20 protein-coding genes are annotated in these 13,636 nt (G+C 69.5%); 12 read left to right on the forward strand and 8 right to left on the reverse strand.

Annotated elements, in window-relative coordinates; translation table 11 throughout:
- Positions 1–41: 41 nt before the first annotated feature.
- Both rpsR and HCK04_RS26130 read right to left on the reverse strand, forming a co-directional pair.
- Positions 42–269, reverse strand: coding sequence for a 30S ribosomal protein S18 (gene rpsR / locus HCK04_RS26125; RefSeq protein WP_142650037.1), 228 nt, complete (start codon positions 267–269; stop codon positions 42–44).
- Complete coding sequence (locus HCK04_RS26130) at positions 266–1,420, reverse strand: GTP-binding protein (protein ID WP_142650038.1); 1,155 nt, start codon at positions 1,418–1,420, stop codon at positions 266–268. The genes rpsR and HCK04_RS26130 overlap by 4 nt, the downstream gene beginning before the upstream one ends.
- Before the next feature lie 76 nt (positions 1,421–1,496).
- Between HCK04_RS26130 and rpmG the strand changes: the two genes are divergently transcribed.
- The 5 genes from rpmG to rpmF are packed head-to-tail and all read left to right on the forward strand — an operon-like array spanning position 1,497 to position 2,608.
- Positions 1,497–1,661, forward strand: a complete 165-nt coding sequence (gene rpmG / locus HCK04_RS26135) for a 50S ribosomal protein L33 (RefSeq protein WP_142650039.1) — start codon at positions 1,497–1,499, stop codon at positions 1,659–1,661.
- On the forward strand, positions 1,658–1,903 hold the full coding sequence (locus tag HCK04_RS26140; RefSeq protein WP_142650040.1) for a type B 50S ribosomal protein L31: 246 nt from the start codon (positions 1,658–1,660) through the stop codon (positions 1,901–1,903). Before rpmG ends, HCK04_RS26140 begins: the two co-directional genes overlap by 4 nt.
- Complete coding sequence (rpmB, locus tag HCK04_RS26145; protein WP_142650041.1) at positions 1,903–2,139, forward strand: 50S ribosomal protein L28; 237 nt, start codon at positions 1,903–1,905, stop codon at positions 2,137–2,139. The genes HCK04_RS26140 and rpmB overlap by 1 nt, the downstream gene beginning before the upstream one ends.
- On the forward strand, positions 2,139–2,438 hold the full coding sequence (gene rpsN, locus HCK04_RS26150) for a 30S ribosomal protein S14 (protein WP_142650042.1): 300 nt from the start codon (positions 2,139–2,141) through the stop codon (positions 2,436–2,438). The genes rpmB and rpsN overlap by 1 nt, the downstream gene beginning before the upstream one ends.
- Before the next feature lie 2 nt (positions 2,439–2,440).
- The gene (rpmF, locus tag HCK04_RS26155; RefSeq protein ID WP_076443167.1) at positions 2,441–2,608 is read left to right on the forward strand and encodes a 50S ribosomal protein L32; all 168 of its coding nucleotides are present in this window, start codon (positions 2,441–2,443) and stop codon (positions 2,606–2,608) included.
- Positions 2,609–2,919: 311 nt separating this feature from the next.
- Here rpmF and HCK04_RS26160 read toward each other — a convergent pair whose 3' ends face one another.
- Positions 2,920–3,729, reverse strand: a complete 810-nt coding sequence (locus HCK04_RS26160; RefSeq protein WP_142650043.1) for a hypothetical protein — start codon at positions 3,727–3,729, stop codon at positions 2,920–2,922.
- A 268-nt stretch (positions 3,730–3,997) separates the two neighbouring features.
- Between HCK04_RS26160 and HCK04_RS26165 the strand changes: the two genes are divergently transcribed.
- The 5 genes from HCK04_RS26165 to HCK04_RS26185 are packed head-to-tail and all read left to right on the forward strand — an operon-like array spanning position 3,998 to position 6,447.
- Positions 3,998–4,594, forward strand: coding sequence for a sulfite oxidase-like oxidoreductase (locus HCK04_RS26165; RefSeq protein ID WP_260617404.1), 597 nt, complete (start codon positions 3,998–4,000; stop codon positions 4,592–4,594).
- Positions 4,587–5,387 carry an FAD-binding oxidoreductase gene (locus HCK04_RS26170; RefSeq protein WP_142650045.1) on the forward strand — a complete coding sequence of 267 codons (801 nt, stop codon included), beginning with the start codon at positions 4,587–4,589 and terminating at the stop codon, positions 5,385–5,387. Before HCK04_RS26165 ends, HCK04_RS26170 begins: the two co-directional genes overlap by 8 nt.
- Positions 5,384–5,698, forward strand: a complete 315-nt coding sequence (locus tag HCK04_RS26175) for a DUF6510 family protein (protein ID WP_142650046.1) — start codon at positions 5,384–5,386, stop codon at positions 5,696–5,698. The genes HCK04_RS26170 and HCK04_RS26175 overlap by 4 nt, the downstream gene beginning before the upstream one ends.
- 44 nt (positions 5,699–5,742) lie before the next feature.
- The gene (locus tag HCK04_RS26180; RefSeq protein WP_142650047.1) at positions 5,743–6,048 is read left to right on the forward strand and encodes a DUF427 domain-containing protein; all 306 of its coding nucleotides are present in this window, start codon (positions 5,743–5,745) and stop codon (positions 6,046–6,048) included.
- Positions 6,049–6,096: 48 nt separating this feature from the next.
- Positions 6,097–6,447 carry a GNAT family N-acetyltransferase gene (locus tag HCK04_RS26185; protein ID WP_142650048.1) on the forward strand — a complete coding sequence of 117 codons (351 nt, stop codon included), beginning with the start codon at positions 6,097–6,099 and terminating at the stop codon, positions 6,445–6,447.
- Between the two features lie 257 nt (positions 6,448–6,704).
- Here HCK04_RS26185 and HCK04_RS26190 read toward each other — a convergent pair whose 3' ends face one another.
- Together HCK04_RS26190 and HCK04_RS26195 are read right to left on the reverse strand one after the other, a co-directional pair.
- Positions 6,705–7,331: a TetR/AcrR family transcriptional regulator gene (locus HCK04_RS26190; RefSeq protein WP_142650082.1), complete on the reverse strand. Its 627-nt coding sequence runs from the start codon at positions 7,329–7,331 to the stop codon at positions 6,705–6,707.
- A complete protein-coding gene (locus HCK04_RS26195; protein ID WP_142650049.1) occupies positions 7,331–7,804 on the reverse strand; it encodes a hypothetical protein in 474 nt (157 codons plus the stop codon). The genes HCK04_RS26190 and HCK04_RS26195 overlap by 1 nt, the downstream gene beginning before the upstream one ends.
- Positions 7,805–8,234: 430 nt before the next feature.
- On the opposite strand from HCK04_RS26195, the gene HCK04_RS26200 reads away from it, so the two are divergent.
- On the forward strand, positions 8,235–8,567 hold the full coding sequence (locus tag HCK04_RS26200; RefSeq protein WP_142650050.1) for a TraR/DksA family transcriptional regulator: 333 nt from the start codon (positions 8,235–8,237) through the stop codon (positions 8,565–8,567).
- 123 nt (positions 8,568–8,690) lie between these two features.
- Entirely contained in the window at positions 8,691–10,568 is a 1,878-nt protein-coding gene (nhaA, locus tag HCK04_RS26205; protein WP_142650051.1) for a Na+/H+ antiporter NhaA, read from the forward strand.
- A 252-nt stretch (positions 10,569–10,820) separates the two neighbouring features.
- On the opposite strand, the gene HCK04_RS26210 is transcribed toward nhaA, so the two are convergent.
- From HCK04_RS26210 to HCK04_RS26220, 3 genes are all read right to left on the reverse strand, one after another.
- Entirely contained in the window at positions 10,821–11,444 is a 624-nt protein-coding gene (locus HCK04_RS26210; RefSeq protein ID WP_142650052.1) for a sigma-70 family RNA polymerase sigma factor, read from the reverse strand.
- A gap of 187 nt (positions 11,445–11,631) precedes the next feature.
- Complete coding sequence (locus tag HCK04_RS26215) at positions 11,632–12,549, reverse strand: NADP-dependent oxidoreductase (RefSeq protein WP_142650053.1); 918 nt, start codon at positions 12,547–12,549, stop codon at positions 11,632–11,634.
- 37 nt (positions 12,550–12,586) lie between these two features.
- Entirely contained in the window at positions 12,587–13,234 is a 648-nt protein-coding gene (locus tag HCK04_RS26220) for a nitroreductase family protein (protein ID WP_142650054.1), read from the reverse strand.
- Positions 13,235–13,636 lie beyond the last annotated feature (402 nt).

The raw sequence follows: 13,636 nt of genomic DNA on the forward strand, positions 1-13,636 counted from the left end.
GTCGACGGTCTGCCCGCCGAGGGCCGGGGGCGCCGTGCCGGTCAGGAACGCGGCTGGGATGCGTAGGGGAGCAGCGCCATCTCACGGGCGTTCTTGATGGCGCGGGCGATCTGGCGTTGCTGCTGCACGGTGACGCCGGTGACGCGGCGGCTGCGGATCTTGCCGCGGTCGGAGATGAACTTCCGCAGCAGGTCGGTGTTCTTGTAGTCGACGTAGCTCACGCCCTGCAGCGGGTTGCCCTTCTTCCGGGGCGTACGGCGGGGCTTCATGCGATCTCCTTGAGGTCGAGGATGTGGGCGAAGGGGTCGTCGTAACCGGCCCACACGCCGGAGCCCGCCCGTGCCTCCTCCCCGGTGAGCAGGCAGGAGTCGAGCAGGGCGTGGAGGCGCTCGCGGTCGAGGTCGGGCCCGGTGAACACCAGGTGCTGGACCCGGTCGCCGGTGACGGGGTCCCAGTCGAGGCCGGCGGCCGTACGGCGGGCGGGGGAGACCATGTCCCAGGCGGCCTCCGGCAGCGCGGCCAGCCAGGGCCCGGCGTCCTCGACCGACACGATGCCCGCGACCGCGTCCCAGGCGAGCTGCCGATCGGGCCGGCTGGCCAGCCAGAACCGCCCGCGGGAGCGTACGGACTGGGTGACCAGCTCGTCCACGGCCTCGAACAGGCGGGCGGGGTGCAGCGGGCGCAGCCGGTGCCAGACGACCGTGGTGATCTCGTCGGTCTGGGCGTCGCAGGGCAGCTGGGCGGTGGCGGGGTCGACGCGTTCGGCCAGTTCCCGCGTGCACAACCGGGCGCCGGTCACGTCGGGCAGCGGCGACTCGGCGGAACCCGGGGCGAAAACCGGCGTGCAGGGCGCGAGGTGGGCGAGCACGGCGCGGGAGAGCTCCACATCCTCTTCGTCGCCGCCGTGCACGGACAGGGCGGTCGCGTACTCGATCTGCCGGGCCAGGACCTCGGCGAGAAAGCGCTGGTCGCCGGACGCGGCGATCTGGCCGGTCTCGCGGAGGCGGTCGCCGCGGGTGATGTCGACGGGCATGTGCTCGGCGTGCAGCGCGGTCAGCACGCAGGTCAGCCGCAGGATGTCGTGGGCCTCCTCACAGTCGAGCGCCTCGGCGACCGAGCGCGGCTCGACCGAGTCCCACAGGTCGACCACGAGCAGCGACGCGGTGGCGGCGTGCCGCACCAGCTGAGGGAGCAGGTCCTCGCGGACGGTGCAGGTGACGCAGCCGTGCGCGAGCCGTACGTCGGCCAGGTCGAGCACGGTGGACGCGTCGCGCACCACGCGCTGCACCCGGTCGGCGGTCACCTCCCGCAGGTCGTGGTGGACGGCCACGGAGCCGGGATGGTCGCGCAGGAGGCGATCGACGACGGCCGTGCGAGCAGAGGCGTGCAGGCCCGCGACCAGGACGACGGGGGTGGACATGGGTGCCTCCGGGTTGCCGGAACGAAAACGATTATCGTTATCATTACACATACCGACGGCGAGAGAGGAACGGCCCATGGCCAGAAACGAGCTACGCCCCGTGATCAAGCTGCGATCGAGCGCGGGCACCGGCTACACCTACGTGACCCGCAAGAACCGGCGAAACGACCCCGACCGGCTCACGCTCCGCAAGTACGACCCGATCATCCGCAGGCACGTCGCATTCCGGGAGGAACGATGAAGAAGGGCATCCACCCCGACTACCACCCGGTCGTGTTCCGCGACCCGGGCGCCGGGTTCGCCTTCCTCACCCGCTCGACCATCACCAGCGGCAAGACGATCGAGTGGGAGGACGGAAACACCTATCCCGTGGTGGACGTCGACGTCTCCTCCGCGAGCCACCCCTTCTACACCGGGCGCAGCAGGGTGCTCGACACCGCCGGCCGGGTCGAGCGGTTCAACCAGCGCTACGGGAGGGCCTGATGTCGGCGCACTGCCAGCTCACGGGAGCCGCGCCGGTCTTCGGCAACCGCGTCTCCCACTCCCACCGCCGCACCCGCCGGCGATGGAACCCCAACATCCAGCACCGCCGCTACTGGCTGCCCAGCGAGAACCGCTATGTACGGCTCACGCTCAGCGCCCGGGCGATCAGGACCATCGACAAGATCGGCATCGAGACCGCCGTCGCCCGGATCCGGGCCCGCGGAGAGAAGATCTGATGGCCAAGAAGAGCAAGATCGCGGCCAACGAGAGGCGCAAGGCCGTGGTCGCCCGCTACGCCCGGCGGCGTGCGGAGCTGAAGGAGGTCGTACGCACCGGCACTCCGGAAGAGCGGGCATCGGCCGTACGCGAGCTGGCGCGCCAGCCGCGCGACGCGAGCGCGACCCGCGTGCGCAACCGCGACTCCGTCGACGGCCGCCCGCGGGGATATCTCGGCACATTCGGGCTGTCGCGGATCCGGTTCCGGCAGATGGCCCATCGGGGCGAACTGCCGGGCGTGACGAAGGCGAGCTGGTGATCGTGGCCGTTCCCAAGCGCAGGACCTCGCGCAGCAACACCCGCCACCGTCGCAGCCAGTGGAAGGCGACTCCGCCCGACCTGGTGCCGATCACCGTGAACGGCCGCGAGCTCCTGGTGCCCCGCCGGCTGGTACGCGCCTACCAGCGCGGGCTCATCGTCCCCGGCTGAGCCACCTCGGGGGCGGGGTCACCTCGGGGGCGGGGTCACCTCGGGGGGCGGGGTCACCTCGGGGGCGGGGTCATGGTCCCGCACGGGCCTGGGCCGAAGCGGCGGCGACCTGTGGGCCGCATCGCAGGTCGCCGCCGCCCCTGCCCTGCTGGGCACCCCTTCGCCACCACCCTTGCCCTGCTGGGCACCCCTCGGCGCAACCCTTCGCCGCCCATCTGCCGCGCGCCCGTGATGCGGCCACCCCGAACGGCCGCCGACGGCCACCCCGAAGGGCCACCGCTCTCGCGGGGGTACCGAATCGTGGTCTTGGCCTACCGGGACACACCACGCAGGTACTCGTCGAGACGGCCACGGACGTGGTTCCGGGCGCGGGCCAAGGAAGCCGTCGCCGATGGCTCATCGAGCCCGAGTGCCCGCGCCGCGCCGGTCAGCGGGTAGCCCTGTATGTCGACGAGCGCGAGAAGGTCGCCGAGCGGCTCGGGCAGTTCGCCGAGCGCCTTGTCGACCAGGTCGTACACCTCTCCGGTCTCGTCCGCTTCCTCCGGGCCCAGGATCTCCGCGCCGTACCGCCACCGGCTCGGGCTGACGACCCACCCGTCGATCCCGCCCTCACCCGGGTAGAGATCCGGATAGAAGAGCTCGGGCTCATCGGCATCGCTGTTGAGGTCGTCCAGTGAGCCCGCCCGGGCTCGGGCGGCCGCGTCGACGTCGACGGCGGGCGTCGTGCGGCCCTCCAGCCACATCTGCGCGTCACTGAGCGCGTGCATGATCGTGGTCAGCTCGGCGATCCCTCGCGGGCGGGAATCCCTGCGTTGCAGGGCCAGGCCCACCTCCAGCGATCGCTGGGCGAGGTCCTCGGCGTTCGCGGGGTCGAGCAGTTCGGCACGCGCGAGGAGAGCACGTCGCAAGGCCTCGGCGCCCGCCGGGGACCCGTCGTTCCGTACGCCACCGGGACCTGAGCGCCGTCCGAGGACCTCGCGGGTCGTGGCGATCTGTGAGACATACGACGCGCAGTCCGGGCAGTCGGCCAGATGAGCGGTCAGCGAACCCCGGAGGTGTTCCGGTGCCAGCCCGAGATCGCCGCCGAATCGCACCATGTCGGAGCATCTGCCATCAGTCACGGAGTCACCTTCTCGGTTCGCCAGGCCGCGCCACGACATCACCGGCCGGAGGCGTTGATCGACAGCCTGCCTCCCTGGCCATCTCGTCGGAGTTTGGTCTATATAGTCCAATTTCTGCAACCTATCTCATGGTCACATGCGGCATATAGCGGGCCAGGTACGCTTTGACACCGGTCGCAGCCGGACCCTAGTTTGGACCAAAGAGTCCATCAACTCGTCCGTGAGGCGCCCACCACTAGAGACCGTTGGGTCTGGAAGAGAGCACAGGGTGACAATCTCGCGTGGCTTCTTCGGCCATCACGACCCGCGTGCCGCCGATCTGCCGCCCGGCCAGCATCTGACCCACGGATTCCCCGTGCTGACGGCCGGTCCGACGCAGCTGATCCCGACGGAGAGGTGGAGCTTCACCATCACACCGGAGATCGGCGAGCCGAAGCGGTGGAGCTGGGACGAGATGACGGCCCTGCCCTCCGAGGAGATCAACGTCGATATCCACTGCGTGACCCGGTGGACGAAACTCGGGACCCGGTGGCGGGGCGTCGCGCTCGACACCTTCTTCGAGGACGTCGAGACCGACGACGACTATGCGATGGTCCACTCGTACGGCGGCTACACCACGAACCTCCCTCTGGAAGACCTGCTCGGCGGCAGGGCCTGGATCGCGTACGAGTTCGAGGGAGAGCCGCTTCACGCCGAGCACGGCGGTCCGGCCAGGCTCCTGGTGCCGCATCTCTACTTCTGGAAGTCCGCGAAGTGGGTGAAGGGCATCACCATGCAGCGCTCCGACGAGCCGGGCTTCTGGGAGAGCTTCGGCTATCACACGTACGGCGACCCATGGCGCGAGCAGCGGTACGCCGATGACTGACACGAACACGGCCTTGGGCTCCGTGGCTCTGGCAGGGAATCGCTGGCGCAAGGCAACGCTCGTCGGTGTGCACTCGCAGTCGTGGCATTCCCGGACACTCGATCTCCACGTGCCCGGCTGGACCGGACATCTGCCCGGCCAGCACGTGGATATCCGTCTCACAGCGGCGGACGGCTACTCGGCCCAGCGGAGCTACTCGCTGGCCGAGCCCGCCACACCCGACCGCGTCGCGATCACCGTCGACCTCCTGCCCCATGGCGAGGTCTCGCCCTACCTGGTGGAGACCATGGAGATCGGCGACGAGCTCGACGTACGCGGGCCCATCGGCGGATGGTTCGTCTGGGAGCCGGGCGACCCGTCCATCGGGGACGGCCCGGTGCTCCTGATCGCCGGTGGATCAGGAGTGGTGCCGCTGGTCACCATGGTGCGAGCCCGGAAGCGAGCGGGGGACCCGACGCGGACCATGCTCGTGTATTCGCTTCGCGGCCCGCGCGACCTCATGTACGGGCCCGAGCTGGAAGAGATGTCGGCCGATCCGTCCGCGCCGGGGTTCGCGGACGTGCGCCTCGTCTACACGCGCAGGGTCCCCGACGGGCACCTCCGTGCCGCCGGACACCTCACGGTCGAGGACATCCGGCCTCCGTCCGCGTGGCCGGAGCCTCTGGCGGCCCGGGTCTACGTGTGCGGCCCCTCCGGCTTCGTCGACCACGCCACACGGCTGCTCCGCACGACGGGATACCCCGAAGATCGCATACGTACGGAACGATTCGGAGCAACGGGAGCTACTCGATGACCTCGGACTTCTCGACCCCGGCCGCACCCGGCGGCGGCACCGGCCCGGTCCTGGACGGCAACGCCGCCGCCGGCGAGTTCGCCGGGATCATCGCGGGCGACCCGACCATCGCCACCGTCCGTTGCGCCGGCTGCGGCGCCGCGCAGGCGTTCGGGCAGTTGCATGCCTACATGGGCGGGCCTGGAACCGTGCTGCGCTGCCGCGAGTGCGAGGCGATGGTCGCCCGGGTGGCCCGGACACCTCGGGGCACGTGGCTCGACCTCTCGGGCTCCAGCTCGTGGTCGTTCTCGCCCGCCCCTGGCCTCGCCTGACCGCGACCATCGGCCGGCCAAAGGATCGATGAAGGGAAACGGACATGCGGGCAGTGGTGGGGGAGACCGTGGTGGCCGAGGCCGCGGACGACGCGGTGGTCAGGATAGAGGGGAACGTCTACTTCCCGCCGGACTCGGTCGTGGCCGGCACGCTCCGCGACAGCCCGACGCCCTACACCTGTCCCTGGAAGGGGAAGGCGCAGTATCACGACGTCCTGGCCGGAGAGACGGTGCTCAGCGACGGCGCGTGGTCCTACCCCGGCATCAAGGAGTCGGCGGCGGCCCGCGTCGGCCGCGACTTCAGCGGCTATGTCGCCTTCGACAGGCGGCAGGTTCGGATCGAGAGCTGACAACCGCCCACAGGCACCGACTGGAGACGAACGAGGCGAGAGGACGGCATGAATCGATCACCGGCCGCCGTTGAGGTGCGCAAGGACGAGACCACCCGCCTGTACGAGGCACTGATCGACGGGCAGGTCGTCGGCAGTCTCGCGTACGAGACGACCGGTGGGCGGATCTCGCTCACGCACTCCTACGTGGACCCGGACCAACGGCATCGAGGCGTCGCCTCGGCCCTGGCGCGCTACGCGCTCGAAGATCTGAGCCGGAGTCGGTCCAGGGCCGGCGTCTACTGCGGGTTCGTCGCCGACTACGTCGAAGACCATCCCGAATGGAAGGACGCCGTCGACATCAACCGTTCGGCCTTCATCGCCACTCGCACCGCGCGGGACTCGAACCGCGACCGGTGAGCGATGGACTCGTCAGATCCGCGGGGCCGATCTGTGCGGAAGACAACAAGGCAGGTGGACGTGGACCCGCAGGTCACCGCCGAGCCCGCACGCCTCGCCATATGACCCGGCCCTGCCTGCGTCGTCGTACGACCACGGGGAAGCGAGGGCGCGTGTGACGGGGTGGCTCGCTCGGCTGCCGGCTTACGCGGGTTCCGGGCAGGGCGTGCTCCCGGCCTGCGACTTCGGCTCGCGGCCGGGACCGTACGGCGACGAGCTCAGTCTTTCGACAGGCTCTCGATGTGCGCGAGTGCCATGTCGAGTGCCGTCGCCATCGGGGTGACATCGCGCGCGGTCTGGGCCAGCATGTACCCGCCCTGGAGGGCGGCCATGAGCCCGGTCGCGAGCTGGTCCGCCGACGCCTCGGGCGCGAGTCCACCACCGTCTTGAAGTCGTCGCAACACGCCGGCCAGCAGTCCCTGCCATTCGTTGAACAGCCGAGACAGGGCTTCGCGTGCGACCGCGTCGTGATCGGAGACCTCGGAGGCCAGCGAGCCGAGCGCACAGCCGTAGGCGCCATGCCGAAGGGCGTTGTTCTGGACCAACGCGTCCCGCCAGCGTCGCAGGCCCCGGATCGTCGAGACATGGCCGAGTGCCTCGCGCTCGCGCTCGATGACGCGTTCTCCCACGTGGTCGATGACGGCCCGCACGAGCGCGTCCTTGCCGTCGAAGTGGTGATACAACTGCGACTTGCTGACTCCGCTCGCCGCCAGCACGTCATCAAGCGTGGTAGCCCTGACTCCCTTTACGTACATCAGGTCGCTCGCGGCGGTGACGATCCTTGTCCGCGTCTTTGCACCGCGCGCCGTCAGGCGTCTGCCATTGTGCGAGTCAGCGGTCGTCATCACGGGCTCATGGTACCGATCGGACTACTCATTACCGTCCTTGCTGGGCCGTTGTCCTCGGTTGCCACAAAAGGTGCGAGCGCGAGGTCGAGCGCGGCGTTGAGCGGCCAAGGGTCTTTCGCGATCTGGCTCAGCGTGCTGCCCCCATGCAGCGCCGCGAGAATGAGCACCGCGGTTTTCCGGGGATCGGCATCGGCCTTTCGCGTCTGGCCCGAGGAGCAGTGTGTGTCGCCCGTCGAGCCGGACCGCCGCAATCGGTCCAGCGTCTCGGTGATGAGTTCGCGCCACCGATCGAGGAAGTCGGCTCGCTCAGCGCCGTCACCTGCTTGTCTCAGCGCGAGCGCGTACGGCGACCTGGGCGTCATGAGCTCCTCGACGACCCGGCGGCGCCAACCGGCCAGCTTCGCCCCGTTTGTGACTGCGGCCAGACACACGCTCTCGCTGGCCAGGACCTCCGCGAAGTGGGTCCTCATCAATCCCTCCCGGCTCACACGCTCCGCCCTTTACGGGACTATCCAGTCCATTTTCTCATGGTGGACAAATGGAAATGGGTCGCAACCCACACAATAAGTGAACTGCTCAGTCCAATATCGGATGGGCCACCCCGAGATCGGCGCAACCACGGCGCGCCGATGATCGAACCGGTGGCAGTGACCTCGTACGCCAACGCTGCTCCTCCACGCGGGGACGGGCACGCCCGGCGGCGCGCACAGTGGTCGACAACGCCACGCCGCACTGGACTGAATAGTCCATTCGCGGCACCGCGAGCGGACGTAGGAGATGCGGACGTAAGAGACGCGGACTCCCCGGCACTAACCAGGAGAGAGCCAGGAGCCATGACCTGGCCGGCCGAGGCCCCGCCGCCGACGCCGATCGCCGATCGTCACCACCAGGGAGTCACAGATGGACCCGACCCGGGCACTCGAGTTGATCGAGCGTGAACGTGCACGCGTCAAGGAACTGCTCACATACTCGGCCGCGGTGCGGGCGGCCGACCTGGAGGCGGCCGCCGACGCGAGGATCTCGGTCTTCGACTCGGCGAGCCCGCTCGCTCAAGAGCTGCTTGACGATGCCGTGGCCGAGCAGCTCAGCGCACGGTTGGCCGCGCTCGACCGGGCCCGCGAGCGCCTGCGGGCCGGCACGTACGGAGTCTCGTTGCGCAGCGGCCGGCCCATTCCGGACGAGCGGCTCGAAGCCGACCCCGCGGCGGAGCTTCTCGTCGACGAGGCCGAGTAGGACCCGGCACCGCGTACATTGCACAGAAGCGACAACTCGCCCTCGCCGCCACCGTGTTCACCGTCATCGCCGCACGCGACCCGCATCCCGACATGAGCGGGAACGGCCGGCGTGGGAGTAATCATGACGAACCCCACCGTCACCCAGACCTCACTCGCCCCTGAGCGGGGTGCCACCGGCGCTCGCCGGCGCCCGTCGATCGCCGCGCGGATCGGCGCGATGGGCCAGAACCGGATCGGCGCCCTGATCCTCCTCGTCGCGACGCTCGCGGCGATCGTCTGGGCCAACGTGTCCCTGCCGTCGTACGAGACGTTCTGGGCGACCGATCTGATGGTCGGCGTCGGTGACCGGCATCTGGACTTCACGCTTCACGCGCTGGTGAACGACGCGCTGATGGCGATCTTCTTCTTCACCGTCGGGCTCGAAGTGCGCCGGGAGTTCGCGATCGGCGAGCTGACGAGCTGGTCCCGTGCCCTCGTGCCCGTCGCCGCCTCCGTCGCGGGCCTGGTGGTGCCCGCGCTCCTTTTCGTCCTCATCGCGCAGGGCTCCGGAAACGAGCACGCGTGGGGAGTCGTGATCTCGACCGACACGGCCTTCCTCGTAGGCGCCCTGGCCCTGGTCGGCCCTCGCGTCCCCGGACGCCTGCGTGTCTTCCTCCTGGCGCTCGCGGTCGTCGACGACATCGGGGCGCTCAGCATCATCGCGCTGGTCTACACCGAGAGGTTCACCCCGCTGCCGCTCCTCGTCGCCGCCGCCGGGCTCGCCGGGGTGTACGTCACGCGCTATCTCCCCAGCGGCCGCGGGCCGGTGTACGTATCCCTCGCGATCGTGGTGTGGCTGGCCTTCCTCGCCTCGGGTGTGCACCCGACCCTCGCGGGCGTCGCGATCGCGCTGCTGGTGCCCGTGTATCGCCCCAACCGCACCGACGTCGAACACGCACTGGAGCTCGCGCGCACCTTCCGCCAGTCGCCCAGCACCGAGTATGCCCGCGCCGCCGCGAACAGCCTCCGCGAATCCATCTCGATCAACGAGCGGCTCCAGGCGGCCTACGCCCCGTACGTCGCGTACGTCATCCTTCCGCTGTTCGCCCTCGCCAACGCGGGCGTCGTACTGAGCTCCGAGCTCCTGGCCGGCGCCGCCCGCTCCGCCCTGACGTGGGGCATCGTCGTGGGTCTCGTCGCCGGCAAGCTTTTCGGTGTCTTCGGATCGAGCGCGCTCCTGCGGCGCCTGAAGCTCGGCGAGCTCGGGGCGGGGCTCACCCTGGATCGCGTCCTCGGCGGCGCCGTCCTGTGCGGGATCGGGTTCACCATCTCGCTGTTCATCGTGGACCTCGCGATCGACGACGAGCTCGCGCGCAACGAGGCACGGGTGGGCGTGCTCGCGGCATCCGTCATCGCCTTCGTGCTCGCGACGATCACTTTCCGGATCTCGGATGCCGCGCGCCCCGACGACGACTCGGGTCAGACGCTCGCGCGCCCGGTCGACCCGGAGCGCGACCACGTGCTCGGCGACCCGCACGCTCCCTTCACGATCGTCGAGTACGGCGACTTCCAGTGCGGCTTCTGCCTCAAGGCGACCGGCTCGATCCTGGAGGTGCGCGACGTGCTCGGAGACCGGCTCCGCTATGTGTGGCGGCACGCCCCGCTCGTGCAGATCCACCCGAACGCCCTCGCGGCGGCGGAGGCGGCCGAGGCCGCGGCGGCGCAGGGCAGATTCTTCGACTTCGCGCGCACGATCCTGGACGACCAGGACAACCAGCGGCCGTCCGACATCATCCGGATCGCCCGCGACCTGGGCCTGGACCTGGAGCGGTTCGAGAAGGACCTCATCTCGGCCGAGGTCACCGGCCGGGTGCGCGACGACATGCTCGACGCCGAGGCCATGAACATCACCGCCGTCCCCACGCTCTTCATCAACGGCCGCCGGCACGTCGGCCCGTACGACGCCCGATCGCTGCTTCGAGCGCTGACGACCACGACCGACGCCCCGGTCGCCGAGTGACGGATGCCGTAGTCGCCCGACGATCAACGGCGCCTCCGCCGGCGACGACACGAGGGCCCGATCGCGCTGCCGCCGAGTCGGCACACGCGAGTTCTGGTGGCGCAGACCACCAGGCCGCGGGCCTCGCGACGTGGTCGGGTGCCGGCCTCGTTGTTCCGCGGGCCTCAGGACCTCGCGACCTCAGGACCCCAGGACCCCAGGACCTCGCGACCTCAGAACCTCAGGACCCCAGGGCCTCAGGGCCTCAGGGCCTCAGGCGCCTCGGGCAAGGTAGCCGCCCGCCACCAGCGCCGCGCGGAGCTTCTTCCGGGCGTCGAAGAGCACCTTGTAGAGCGCGTTGTGGGTCGAGCCCAGCTCGTCGGCCAGGACATCCATCGGCATGCCGTTGAGGACCGTCGAGAGGAACACGATGCGCTGACGCTCCGACAGATGCTCTTCGACCGCGGTCGAGACCGCCGCCGCGAACTCCCGGACCTGCGCCTCGTCGTCGGGGCCCACGTCGGCCCTCGATTCGATCCTGGACCAGTCCTCCTGATCGTAGGAGACCTCGTGGCGACGCCAGAAGTGCCGGTTCATCTTGGCGGCGACGTTGAAGAGCACGAACTTGCCCGCCCACGTGGTGAACCGCGCCTCACCTCGGAACGTGTCCAGCCGCTCGGTGACCGCCATCAACGCGTCAGCGGCGGCCTGGCGAGCGATGTCCTCAAGCTCCGGGCCGTACAGCCCCAGGCTCGGCGCACGGCGACGGGCCTCGGAACGCGCGATGCGAAGCAGCAAGGGATACAGCTCCCTGCATGCCGCCTCCCTGGCGGGACCGGCCGTGGCGAGATCACGCACCCATCGGCGGTTGTCGCGATCGGTCTCCGGGTCGCTCACTGCCTCCTCTTTCGAGCATCACGACTTTCGAGCATGGCAACGCCACGCACGCGGCGGCCGGGTCACTGCCCGACTGTTTTGTCCATATGCCAGAGCCGGCCGCGATCACGCGGCGTGCACGCCGGATGGCAGGCCGGCCCGGCCACCACTCCCGTACGAGTCGGGAAATGTCGCTGTCGTCAAGAACTCACGGACGTACGCGGATGATCGTCTTCCCCTTGAGCCGCTCGGTCGGATTGAGAGCGGCGACGGCGTCGTCGAGGGGGGCGATGGTGCCGATGTTGGTCCGCAGCCGTCCATCCCGCACCCGCTGGACGATCGCATCCAGCTGGGCGCGATCGGCCTCGACCACGAAGTCGATCGCCAGACCGTCTGCGGGCCGCGCCTCGACCGGGCCGACGACGGACACCAGCGTTCCCCCGGGCCTGATCAGGGCGGCGGACTGCCGTTGCACGTCCCCGCCGATGACGTCGAAGACCAGATCGACGCCACCGACGTCGCTCAGCGCATCGTTCTGCAGGTCGAGGAACTCATGCGCGCCGAAGTCGAGCGCCTTCTGGCGGTCGGCGGCGCGCCCGGTGCCGATGACGTACGCCCCGGCCTCCCGCGCGAGCTGGGTCACCATCGTCCCGACCGCCCCGGCCGCACCATGGGCCAGGACGGTCTGCCCGGCCTGAAGACGGCCGTGCTGGAACAGCCCCTGCCACGCGGTCAGCCCGGAGATCGGCAGGGACGCGCCCGCGGTGAAGTCGACATCGCCGGGCAGCGGCGCGAGATTGCGCGCCTCGATCGCCACGTACTCGGCGAGGGTGCCGTCGCGGTGCCAGTCGGCCAGGCCGAACACCCGCTGCCCGACCGACAGCCCGGTCGTGCCGTAGCCGAGGGCGCTGACCACTCCGGCCAGCTCGTGGCCGGGGATCGACGGCGTCCGGTCCCGTCCGGTGCGGTCGGTCCAGGTCGACGGCCATTCCATCTCGGTCGGGACGAAGCCGGAGGCGTGAATCCGGACGACGACGTCGTTGATCGCCGCGGACGGCTCAGGCCGCTCCGCGAGCGTCATCCCGGCCGTTCCAGCGGCCTGGTCGGTCACCACGATGGCTTTCATCGGGACTGTCCCCTTCTGTGTTGTGAGTGTCGGCGGTTCAGACGAAGGTGAACAGCCGGTCGGCGTCGAACCGCGAGATCGGGTTGCTGTACACCTTGCGCGGGTCGGGGTAGCCGAGCGCCAGCAGCACCGTCGTGCTGTGCCCGGTCTCGCGGACCTTGAACGCCTTGTCGACGCTGGCCGGGTCGAACCCTTCCAGCGGTGTGGCCTCGACGCCCAGCTCGGCGGCCGCCATCATGGTCAGGCCCACCGCCATGTAGGTCTGCTTCTCCATCCAGTGGTTCAGGTCCTTGTAGCCGTAGCTGCGCAGGTTGAGGAAGTCACGGGTCATCGATTCCCACAGCTCCTGCTTGGCGGGGTCGGGAAAGCGGCCGTCGGCCCGCTCCTTGGCGAACACCGCCTCAAGGTGGCTGTCAGACACATCCGCCCTGGTGGTGAGGATGATCGTGTGCGACGCGTTCAGGATCTTCTCGCTGTTGTCCATGAACCGTTCGCCCAGGTTGCTCGCGAGCCGCTGTTTCCCTTCCGGCGTGGCGACGACGTAGAAGTGGTTGGGCTGCACGTTCACCGACGAGGGCGTGGAGCGCAGGAACCGCAGCAACCGCTGAAGGGTCTCCTCCGGAATGGTCCTGCCGGGGTCGAAATACCTGGTCAGGTGCTTGCCCATGAGCCTGTCGAGATCCATGTCGATCTGCCTTCTTCCTACGCGGAGTGAGTGAAGAGCGGCGGACCGGCCGGCCGCGCGCATCGATGGGCGCGTCGCTCACGGACGAGCGCCACTGATCGTCTTCGGCGAGAGTTACAGATAGCTGTCGAGAATCAGCCGGACACCAGCATAGTGGACCCAATAGTCCAAGTTATCCGATGCCACGACCGCCTTGAAGGCATGATGCCAGCGTGGTTCACCAGCAAGAGGCCACAGTACATGGACTATATAGTCCACTTTGCCGAGATGCGACCCGCCGTCGCCAACCTCGCTCCGGGCGGATGCGGCAAGGCTTCCGGCCCGGGACGTCGGCGATCCAGGGCGGAGACGTTCGTCGGACATCTGCCGCGCCTGGCGTGGTCGCCGCCCGTACCGCTGGAA

It is taken from the genome of Microbispora sp. CL1-1, from assembly GCF_012034195.1.
Taxonomy (GTDB): Bacteria; Actinomycetota; Actinomycetes; order Streptosporangiales; family Streptosporangiaceae; genus Microbispora.

What these genes read in the sequence shown, in the direction of transcription:
- rpmG (WP_142650039.1), top strand. Translation starts at nt 1,497, where the DNA reads ATGGCCAGAAACGAGCTACGCCCCGTGATCAAGCTGCGATCGAGCGCG.
- HCK04_RS26200 (WP_142650050.1), top strand. Translation starts at nt 8,235, where the DNA reads ATGGACCCGACCCGGGCACTCGAGTTGATCGAGCGTGAACGTGCACGC.
- HCK04_RS26130 (WP_142650038.1), bottom strand. Translation starts at nt 1,420, where the DNA reads ATGTCCACCCCCGTCGTCCTGGTCGCGGGCCTGCACGCCTCTGCTCGC.
- HCK04_RS26140 (WP_142650040.1), top strand. Translation starts at nt 1,658, where the DNA reads ATGAAGAAGGGCATCCACCCCGACTACCACCCGGTCGTGTTCCGCGAC.
- HCK04_RS26220 (WP_142650054.1), bottom strand. Translation starts at nt 13,234, where the DNA reads ATGGATCTCGACAGGCTCATGGGCAAGCACCTGACCAGGTATTTCGAC.
- rpsN (WP_142650042.1), top strand. Translation starts at nt 2,139, where the DNA reads ATGGCCAAGAAGAGCAAGATCGCGGCCAACGAGAGGCGCAAGGCCGTG.
- HCK04_RS26190 (WP_142650082.1), bottom strand. Translation starts at nt 7,331, where the DNA reads ATGACGACCGCTGACTCGCACAATGGCAGACGCCTGACGGCGCGCGGT.
- HCK04_RS26170 (WP_142650045.1), top strand. Translation starts at nt 4,587, where the DNA reads ATGACTGACACGAACACGGCCTTGGGCTCCGTGGCTCTGGCAGGGAAT.
- HCK04_RS26215 (WP_142650053.1), bottom strand. Translation starts at nt 12,549, where the DNA reads ATGAAAGCCATCGTGGTGACCGACCAGGCCGCTGGAACGGCCGGGATG.
- HCK04_RS26175 (WP_142650046.1), top strand. Translation starts at nt 5,384, where the DNA reads ATGACCTCGGACTTCTCGACCCCGGCCGCACCCGGCGGCGGCACCGGC.
- rpsR (WP_142650037.1), bottom strand. Translation starts at nt 269, where the DNA reads ATGAAGCCCCGCCGTACGCCCCGGAAGAAGGGCAACCCGCTGCAGGGC.
- rpmB (WP_142650041.1), top strand. Translation starts at nt 1,903, where the DNA reads ATGTCGGCGCACTGCCAGCTCACGGGAGCCGCGCCGGTCTTCGGCAAC.
- HCK04_RS26195 (WP_142650049.1), bottom strand. Translation starts at nt 7,804, where the DNA reads ATGAGGACCCACTTCGCGGAGGTCCTGGCCAGCGAGAGCGTGTGTCTG.
- nhaA (WP_142650051.1), top strand. Translation starts at nt 8,691, where the DNA reads ATGACGAACCCCACCGTCACCCAGACCTCACTCGCCCCTGAGCGGGGT.
- HCK04_RS26180 (WP_142650047.1), top strand. Translation starts at nt 5,743, where the DNA reads ATGCGGGCAGTGGTGGGGGAGACCGTGGTGGCCGAGGCCGCGGACGAC.
- HCK04_RS26185 (WP_142650048.1), top strand. Translation starts at nt 6,097, where the DNA reads ATGAATCGATCACCGGCCGCCGTTGAGGTGCGCAAGGACGAGACCACC.